Annotated in this window: 1 protein-coding gene; it reads right to left on the bottom strand. The window is 46.5% G+C overall.

From position 1 onward, the window contains the following. On the bottom strand, nt 1-538 hold a 538-nt coding region (locus R7190_RS30085), incomplete at both ends, for a succinylglutamate desuccinylase/aspartoacylase family protein (protein ID WP_318138235.1).

The raw sequence follows: 538 nt of genomic DNA, 5'->3' as shown, positions 1-538 counted from the left end.
AGATAGCGGATCAAAGCGAAGTGCTTCACCAGCTTCGTAAGTCAATACTGGGATATCACACTTCTCGGCTTCGCTACGTAGCGAGCCATCACGCAATGCAGAGTCAACGATCACTGGCGTGGCAAATGCTTTAGCAATGCGCAGTGTTTCCGGATTGCTCAGGTTAGCGCGTATTTGGGGTAGGTTAGTACGATGAATCGCACCTGTGTGTAAATCTAAAATGTAATCACAACGTTTCGCTATATTATTGAAGAATCCATACGCCATACGTGAAGCGAGTGCGCCTTTTTCGCTGCCAGGGAAACAACGGTTTAGATCGCGGCGATCGGGTAAGTAACGAGACTTATGGATAAAGCCAAATACGTTTACGATTGGCACCGCAATAACCGTACCTTTTAGCTTTAATGGGTTTAACTGGTTGATCATCTGACGAACGATCTCTACGCCATTAAGCTCATCACCATGGATTGCGGCGTTCACCATCAGCACTGGACCTTCTTGTTTCCCGTGAATGATTTCTACAGGGATAGAAAGTGGA

This window comes from Vibrio sp. 1078-1 (genome assembly GCF_033340475.1).
Note: the sequence above shows the minus strand (reverse complement) of the source record. Positions and strands in the feature narration are given on the sequence as shown.